This is a genomic window from Pedobacter sp. (assembly GCF_045628745.1).
Classification (GTDB): Bacteria; Bacteroidota; Bacteroidia; order Sphingobacteriales; family Sphingobacteriaceae; genus Pedobacter.
Genome location: NZ_JAZQPU010000044.1, coordinates 1 through 8,484, shown reverse-complemented (window position 1 = coordinate 8,484; position 8,484 = coordinate 1). Strand labels below are relative to the sequence as shown.

Below are 8,484 nucleotides of genomic sequence, written 5' to 3'. Positions count from 1 at the left end.
CGTAAAAAGTAATTCTGAGCAGCAAGTACAATTGTTAGAATTGCTCTTGCAGTGTAACCTTGGCCTTGTTTTACTCCTTGCTGCAGACCTGTTTGCTGAAGTCAATCATTTAACCTCGCTTCAAAAGTGGGCGCTGCGGTTATTCTGTATCTTGCTATGTACAGCCTTATATTTTACCCTAAATCCTGATGTTTATATAGCCGACCGTTACAGGGTGGCCTTACTGGTTTTTGCCTTCCACTTGTTGGTGGCCTTTGCGCCATTCCTCAAAAGAGGTAATATGCTTGGCTTCTGGGAATACAATAAAGTGCTTTTCATCAGGATACTGACTTCAGGGCTTTATTCTTTTGTGCTGTATACGGGTCTGGGTATTGCCCTAATGGCTATTCATGGACTCTTTAATGTAAAGATTGATTCCAAAATATATTTATACATGTTAACGGTAGTGGGTATTGGTTTCAATACCCTGTTTTTTCTTTCCGGAATTCCAGCCGATTTTAAGGTGCTCAATGAAGCACCTCAGCCTTATCCCAAAGGTTTAAAAGTGTTTACCCAATATGTGCTGATCCCTTTACTCAGTATATACCTCTTAATTTTACTGGTTTATGAAGTAAAAATCATCATCGAATGGCAGATGCCTAAAGGCATGGTGTCTACGCTTATTTTAGGCTATGCTGTTTTTGGCGTTCTTTCTTTGCTGCTGATTTTCCCGATTAAAGAACAACAGGGTAATGGTTGGATCAGGCTATTTTCCCGCTGGTTTTACATCATGATGATTCCTTTGGTGGTGCTCTTGCTGCTTGCCGTGTGGAGAAGGGTAGGTGTTTACGGCATTACAGAATCCCGTTATATTTTGGTTATTCTGGCCTTGTGGTTATCCATCATTACAGCCTATTTCCTCATCAGCAAAAAAGACAATATCAAAATCATCCCCATCAGTTTATGTGTTTTGGCTTTATTAGCCGCCTATGGTCCTCAAAGTGCATTTTCGGTTTCCCGATATTCACAAACAAAAAGGCTTCATAAAATGATGAAACTGACTACGCCCGTGGCACAAAGGGAGAAGCCTGCTATTATTCGTTACCTGGTGTTAAACCATGGCTTGACTTCTTTGCAACCCTTTACTGCCACAAACCTTGAGCACATCAATGAAACTATTCTGAAACAAACTAAATTAATTAACAGCATGAGCTACCTGCAGGAACAACGTTTGGTAGATACAGCTTTTGCTATTTTAAAAGTTAAGGAAAATGAAAGTTATAGACGGAGCACTTATGTTTCGCTCATCAGCAAAGAAGAAAAAACAATTGGCATTAAAGGTTATGATTATTTCATTCCTTTAGAGAGTGGTTCTACAGATTTTACAACGACTGTTAATGGTACGTCTTTTAAACTTAAAATAGAAGACAACAGAAAGTTAGTGGTAAAAATAGGGGCTAATCAAGAAGTTGTTTTCGATCCAAATGCTGCTGTCAGCGACCTTAACAAAGCCTATCTTGCCAACAAGCTGGTTGCCCGCAATGGTGGGCGTAATTATGAACTTCCGGGTAAAGGTATTGCCGTTAATGGCCTTGCTAAAGGTTATGAAATGACCCTGTTGATGACCAAATTGTCATTGAGTTATGATACTGACTTTGGCGATGAAAGTTATCATTACGAGGGCTACCTGCTGGTTAAGATAAAATAAATTGTGCCACCGGGAGTTCAATTAAGTTGTTTAGCTTTGCAATATGTCTGATACTAACCCTGCAGAACTGGCTGCGAAATTCATTAATTATACCTCCCGGCATATCTTTTTGACGGGAAAAGCCGGAACAGGAAAGACAACTTTTCTGCGCAATTTAATTGAATTAACGCATAAAAAAGCAGTCATTGTTGCCCCAACGGGTATTGCGGCCATTAACGCTGCGGGCGTAACCATACACTCCTTATTTCAACTGCCTTTTGGCACTTATTTGCCTAAACAACCTGCCACGGGCGATAGCCATTTTAACCAGCAATATAATACCCCGAAATCTATTGTCAGGCATTTACAGATGAATACCACCAAGCGCCGGATCTTTATGGACCTGGAGCTCTTGATTATTGATGAGGTAAGTATGCTGAGGGCAGATCTTTTAGACGCCATCGACATGGTGCTCCGTTATGTGCGTAAAAACAATGATAACTTCGGTGGCGTACAGGTTTTATTTATCGGCGATTTACACCAGTTGCCTCCCGTAGTCAAAAATAACGAATGGGCATTGCTGGGCGAGTTTTACCAAAGTGCCTACTTTTTTGATGCCATTGCCCTGCAACAAAATCCTCCTGTATATATTGAGCTGGAGAAAGTGTACCGACAGGCAGATGAGGTATTTATCAACCTGCTCAATAACCTCAGAAATAATGCAGTAACCGAGCAGGATGTTGCATTACTGAAAAAATACTACCGGGAAGATTTTAAACCCGGTTTGAAAGATAAATACATTACCCTTACCACGCACAACTTACGTGCTGACACCTTAAACAAGCAAAGCCTGGAGGCGCTCAAAGCACCTTCACATTTCTATAAAGCGCAGGTAGAAGATGAATTTACAGAATCTGCTTACCCTGCTGAGCAGCGCCTTGAACTGAAACTCGGTGCACAGGTCATGTTTATCAAAAATGACCCTACGCCAGAAAAGCGCTTTTTTAATGGAAAAATTGCTACCGTGGTCGCTCTCGGTACCGATGAGATTGAGGTGGAAACCGAAGGCACAAAGGACCGTATTACCTTAGAGAAATATACCTGGAAAAATATCCGTTATACCACAGATAAGGTTACCCATGAGATCAAGGAAGAGGTGATTGGCAAGTATATTCAATACCCAATAAAGTTAGCCTGGGCCATTACAGTCCATAAAAGCCAGGGCTTAACCTTTGATAAAGCCATTATTGACATTGGCAATGCATTTGCTCCCGGACAAATCTATGTGGCCTTATCGCGCTTGCGTTCGCTGGATGGCCTGATTTTAACCTCGCAGATTTCTGGCTCTGGCATTATGCAAGACCCCAATGTGTCTATGTTCTCCAGAAATAAACAGGCCAGTGAAATCTTAAATGAACAGGTTAAATTAGAAAGTGATAGCTTTTTGAAAGACTACCTGCAAAAATGTTTCAACCTGACCAATCTGGATAACTATGTGTACGAACATGTGCATTCTTATACCAAAGACTTAAATAAATCTGCCAAGCAAAAACATTATAAATGGGCACAAAAGCTGCTTGCCGAATTAAGCGAGCAAAAGGCAAGTGCCAATAAATTTATTACACAGATACAAAGGCTCTGCCATGATAAATCTGAACAGGGTTTTAAAGTATTATTGGAAAGAACCCTTGCTGCAGAAAACTATTTCAACCCTTTTCTACAGAAGATGTCGCGCAATATCTTTGAAAGAATGGAGCTCGTTAAACAGGAGAAGCAGATCATTGCCTTTCTGACCGAGCTAATGGAGATGGAATCTTTATTTTATGAGCAGTACAAAAATATCCGCAAGGCAACGGCCTTGTTAAAGGCGACCATTGAGGGCAAGGAATTCACCAAAAAAGATGTTTCCAAGCTGTTGGATGAGGAAAACCGGGCGCTGGAAATGAAAAAGGTGTTCGCCATGAACAATACTTTAGATTTTACGGCTAAAAAACCGGCCACTAGAAAACCGGCAACCGGCAAAGGCAAGTCGGCCGTTACAAAAGCACCAAAGGAAGACACCAAGGAGCTTTCTTTGCAATTGCTGAAGCGCGGAAAAACGCCTATAGAAATTGCTGAAGAACGGAAAATGGTGATTGGCACAATTGAAGGCCATTTGGCACATTATGTGGCCACGCAGGAAATCTCAGCCAAAGAAGTCATTGGCCGCAGAAAGCTTGACGCCATTCTGGGGGCCATTAACAAGCTCAAAACATCACAGATGAGTGCTTTAAGAGATTACCTGGGTAGAGAATATACCTTCGGCGAAATTAAAATAGGGCTGGCTGCCCACATGGCCAACCGTGAATAAGCATTCTTTAAATTGTAATTTCTCCTTTAAATACCTGCTCTGCTGGTCCGCATAAAAAAATCTGGTTAAATTGACCTGCTGTATAATTGAAGTCGATGCGGAGGTTTCCACCTAATACTTTAATTGGGGTGCTCAGCTGACCACTTTGTCCTTTAAGTTGTGCCATAGATAAGGCTACGGCAGTAACGCCGGTGCCACAGGCAAAGGTTTCTTCTTCAACACCTCTTTCAAAAGTGCGTACAAAGAGGTAATCGCCTTTATCTTCAATGAAGTTGACGTTAATGCCTTGCGCTTTATAAGTTTCGTTATTGCGGATGGCTTTACCTTGCTGATAAACGTCCATGGTTTCCAGGTCATTTACCTGTAACACATAATGCGGCGAACCTGTGTTTAAAACAAAAGCTTCTCCGTCCTTTTCAATGGTATCCACGTCAATCATCTGCAGGTCAACCTGGTTACCCGCTGCTGATATTCTGGCAAAATGAGGCCCATCGACTGCCAAAAATTCAGTTTCATCTGCAATAACGCCGAGGTATTTGGCAAAAGCAACAATACAACGGCCGCCGTTTCCACACATGCTGCCCAGGTTGCCATCGGCATTATGATAAAGCATCTCAAAATCATATTCAGGATGGAGTTGCAAGAACATTAAGCCATCTGCACCAATACCAAAACGCCTGTCGCATAGCGCTGCTATCGTTTTAACGCTTAGTTTATTGTACCTTCCATCACGGTTGTCTACCAGAATAAAATCATTACCTGCGCCCTGGTATTTGAAAAAAGAAACTTTTATGGTGGAATTTTGTGCTTGATTTAACATTTTTTAACTAAATAATGAGTTTGAGAAGAGACAAATATCGGTGATGTGGTATTAAATTTGAACATCTGAAGATAAAATAACAATAAACCAATGATATAAAAACCTTTATCAGGTTCCTTTGTCTAGTGAATACCTGATGTTGGAAGACAATTTAAAAACAAATGCAAATGAAAAGAATAGGATTAATAGTTTTGGCTGCCTTTGTAGGCGGAACAGTATCGATTGGCGCCTATAAGTTTTTAGAGCGGAACGATAATGAAATGACCCTGGCTGAAAAGCAGCAAGTGCTTTTTGCAAACAACCCGGCTAAAATATCATCAGCAGGCACCATTGACTTCGTTCAGGCATCAGCTGCGGTATCTCCTGCGGTAGTCCACATCAGAACAACTTTTAGCAGTGCCAGCAGCAAGCAAAGTTCACCTTTTGACATGATGGAAGAGCTCTTTGGTGGCGGGGGCAGAAGGTCTCGTGCACCTAGAGCAGCATCCGGATCGGGTGTAATTTTAACTTCCGACGGATATATTGTAACCAATAACCATGTGGTAGAGAATTCGGAGAAGGTTGAAGTGGTTTTATCTGACCGACGTAAAGTCATTGCCAAGGTAATTGGTACGGACCCTAATACAGATTTAGCTTTAATTAAAGTAGATGCTACAAACTTACCAGTTGTAAAAATGGGTAACTCAGACCAGGTACAAGTAGGAGAATGGGTATTAGCCGTTGGTTTCCCATTAGATTTGCAAACTACCGTTACTGCAGGTATTGTAAGTGCTAAAGCAAGATCTATTGGTATTTTAGCCAGACAACAGCAACAACCTACACAAGAAGAGTACGAAGAATACCAGAGAACAGGTAAAATGCCTAGTCGTGCCAATAACAGCATAGAATCTTACATTCAAACTGATGCTGCCATTAACCCTGGAAACTCTGGTGGAGCTTTGGTTAACGCAAATGGTGAATTAATTGGCATCAATGCGGCTATTGCTTCTCAAACAGGAACTAATGAAGGTTATGGTTTTGCCATTCCGGTGAACCTTGCTAAAAAGATCCTGGAAGATTTCAAAAAATATGGTGAAGTAAAACGTGGCTATATTGGGGTAACCTTTGTGCCACTTGATGCCGAAAATGCACAACAATTGAAAGTTAATGACATCAACGGCCTTTATGTAAATGATGTATTGCCAAATGGTGCTGCTGCCGCTGCAGGTATTAAAAAAGGTGATATCATTAAAAAAGTGGAAGGTATTACCATTTATGATTCTCCAGACTTGCAAGAGAAAATTGGTAGAATGAGTCCTGGTGATAAAGTGAGCTTAACTGTTTTAAGAGAAGGCAAACTGAAAGACATTGGTGTTACCTTAAAAGGTGATGAAAGTGTGTCTAAACCAAAAGCCACTTTAGCGGCAAAAACTACAGGTACAACCATTAATAAACTTGGAGCTAGCTTTGCACCAGCATCTGATGCCATCAAAGCTAAATATGGGGTTAAAAATGGTGTTATTGTAACCGGTATTGAAGAAGGAAAAGTGTTTGACTCTTTAGATGTTCCTAAAGGAATGTTGATTACCACCATCAATGGAAAAGCTGTAAATTCAGTAAAAGACATTGAAGATGCTTTACCAACTTCTAAAAATGGAATGACTACTATTTCGGGTGTTTCTGAAAATGGAAAATATACATTCTCCTTCTAAGTAATTAAAAATCAATATACAAATAGGTCGTTCCTCATCGGAACGGCCTATTTTTTTTTGCCTTCCACTGAATGATCCCTTAACTGCAACTATTAGTTTCCTTACCTGTTAGCTATATTTTAGAGGGCCATTACAGGGCCTTTGTATATCGTTTAGCTATACCATGGCCCTACGAAGGCCCTACCAACGCCCTATAAAGGCTATCTGAACGTTAACTTGACTATTAGCTGTTTTATATTTTAAGGAAGCAGGTGTTATCAGAATTTAAAACAAACACTATTGTCATCACTCTTTACATTTTCATGATGCAGATTTAATTATTAATATTCTTAGAATGTTTCTAAATAGCTGATTTATCCATTGATTTACCGAATTAAATCATTTATTAAATACTTTTGCAAGAACAGAATATAAAAAAAACAAACAAATGGCTAGTTTCGGAAACGCTTTTTCCTCTTCTATTGGAAAAAAATTAACAATGGGCATAACCGGCCTGTTCTTGGTTTTATTTTTATTGGTGCATTGCTTCCTCAATGCGCTTATCTTTATTAATGATGGTGGACTCACATTTAACATCGGTGCAAACTTTATGGCCAACAACTGGCTGATCAGAGCTGGTGAGATTGTATTATTTGTGGGCCTAATAGCACACATTTATCAAGGTGCCCGTTTAACATTTGAAAATCAGGCTGCCCGCCCTGTTAAATACGCCGTTTATAATGGAAGTGCAAACAGCAAATGGTATTCCCGTTCTATGGGTTTATTAGGAACACTCCTTTTAATCTTTTTAATTGTGCATTTGGCTAACTTTTGGGTAGTATCCAGGTTTACGGGTATTCCTTCGCATGATGCCAATGGTTATGAAAATCTTTATGCAGTGATGAAAGAAACTTTCAGCAATGTATGGATTGTAATTTTGTACGTCTTGGCCATGGTGTCACTATGTTACCACTTATTGCATGGTTTTGCATCTGCATTTCAAACTATGGGCTGGAACCATAAAAAATACAATGGTATCATCAGAGGTGCTGGTATTTGGTATTCCATCATCATTTCTGTGGTTTTCGCTTTAATGCCGATTGCCATTTATGCAGGTTTTATTAAATAATTATTGAACGTCTAAGCTTAAAATAACATGGCAGAATTAAATGCTAATATACCAGAAGGTGATTTAACCGATAAATGGACTAAGTTACGTTCTTCGATGCCGCTGGTAAATCCATCAAATAAAAGAAGCATTGAAATCATCGTTGTAGGTTCAGGACTAGCGGGTGCTTCGGCTGCTGCTACCCTTGCTGAAATGGGTTACAAAGTAAAATGCTTTTGCTTTCAGGATTCTCCGCGTCGTGCACACTCTATTGCTGCACAAGGTGGTATCAATGCTGCAAAAAACTATCAGAATGATGGTGACAGCACTTACCGTTTGTTTTACGACACGATTAAAGGTGGTGATTACCGCTCAAGAGAGGCTAACGTTCACCGTTTAGCTGAAGTGAGTTCAAATATTATTGACCAGGCGGTTGCTCAAGGTGTGCCTTTGGCGAGAGAATATGGTGGTTTATTAGACAACCGTTCTTTTGGAGGTACTCAAGTACAACGTACGTTTTATGCTGCCGGACAAACAGGCCAGCAATTGCTTTTAGGTGCTTACAGTGCCTTAGAGCGCCAGATTGGTATGGGTAAAGTAGAAATGTACACCCGCCATGAAATGCTTGAAGTGGTTAAAATTGACGGTAAAGCGCGTGGTATTATTGCACGTAACTTAATTACCGGCGAATTAGAACGTCATTTTGGTCATGCGGTATTAATCTGCAGCGGTGGTTACGGAAACGTTTTTTACCTTTCTACCAATGCAATGGGAAGTAATGCTACTGCAGCATGGAAAGCCCACAAACAAGGTGCTTTCTTTGGTAACCCTTGCTTTACTCAAATTCACCCTACTTGTATCCCCGTTTCT

The 8,484-nt window shown here is 40.4% G+C and carries 6 protein-coding genes; 5 read left to right on the top strand and 1 reads right to left on the bottom strand.

All coding sequences use genetic code 11. The features are described 5' to 3' along the window. Both ACR2F7_RS01945 and ACR2F7_RS01940 read left to right on the top strand, forming a co-directional pair. On the top strand, window positions 1-1,687 hold a 1,687-nt coding region (locus ACR2F7_RS01945), incomplete at its 5' end, for a DUF4153 domain-containing protein (protein WP_432711928.1). 43 nt (window positions 1,688-1,730) lie between these two features. After that, window positions 1,731-4,016: a helix-turn-helix domain-containing protein gene (locus tag ACR2F7_RS01940; protein WP_432711927.1), complete on the top strand. Its 2,286-nt coding sequence runs from the start codon at window positions 1,731-1,733 to the stop codon at window positions 4,014-4,016. Window positions 4,017-4,023: 7 nt separating this feature from the next. On the opposite strand, the gene dapF is transcribed toward ACR2F7_RS01940, so the two are convergent. Continuing rightward, complete coding sequence (gene dapF, locus ACR2F7_RS01935) at window positions 4,024-4,836, bottom strand: diaminopimelate epimerase (RefSeq protein WP_432711926.1); 813 nt, start codon at window positions 4,834-4,836, stop codon at window positions 4,024-4,026. Between the two features lie 167 nt (window positions 4,837-5,003). Between dapF and ACR2F7_RS01930 the strand changes: the two genes are divergently transcribed. The 3 genes from ACR2F7_RS01930 to ACR2F7_RS01920 form a co-directional block, all read left to right on the top strand. After that, window positions 5,004-6,527, top strand: a complete 1,524-nt coding sequence (locus ACR2F7_RS01930; RefSeq protein WP_432711925.1) for a trypsin-like peptidase domain-containing protein — start codon at window positions 5,004-5,006, stop codon at window positions 6,525-6,527. A gap of 427 nt (window positions 6,528-6,954) precedes the next feature. Then, on the top strand, window positions 6,955-7,635 hold the full coding sequence (locus tag ACR2F7_RS01925; protein ID WP_432711924.1) for a succinate dehydrogenase cytochrome b subunit: 681 nt from the start codon (window positions 6,955-6,957) through the stop codon (window positions 7,633-7,635). Between the two features lie 27 nt (window positions 7,636-7,662). Beyond that, window positions 7,663-8,484: FAD-binding protein (locus ACR2F7_RS01920; RefSeq protein WP_432711923.1), on the top strand; the 822-nt coding region annotated here is incomplete at its 3' end.

Excerpts from the sequence above, each read along its gene's own strand:
- ACR2F7_RS01940 (WP_432711927.1), top strand. The coding sequence starts at position 1,731 with ATGTCTGATACTAACCCTGCAGAACTGGCTGCGAAATTCATTAATTAT.
- dapF (WP_432711926.1), bottom strand. The coding sequence starts at position 4,836 with ATGTTAAATCAAGCACAAAATTCCACCATAAAAGTTTCTTTTTTCAAA.
- ACR2F7_RS01930 (WP_432711925.1), top strand. The coding sequence starts at position 5,004 with ATGAAAAGAATAGGATTAATAGTTTTGGCTGCCTTTGTAGGCGGAACA.
- ACR2F7_RS01925 (WP_432711924.1), top strand. The coding sequence starts at position 6,955 with ATGGCTAGTTTCGGAAACGCTTTTTCCTCTTCTATTGGAAAAAAATTA.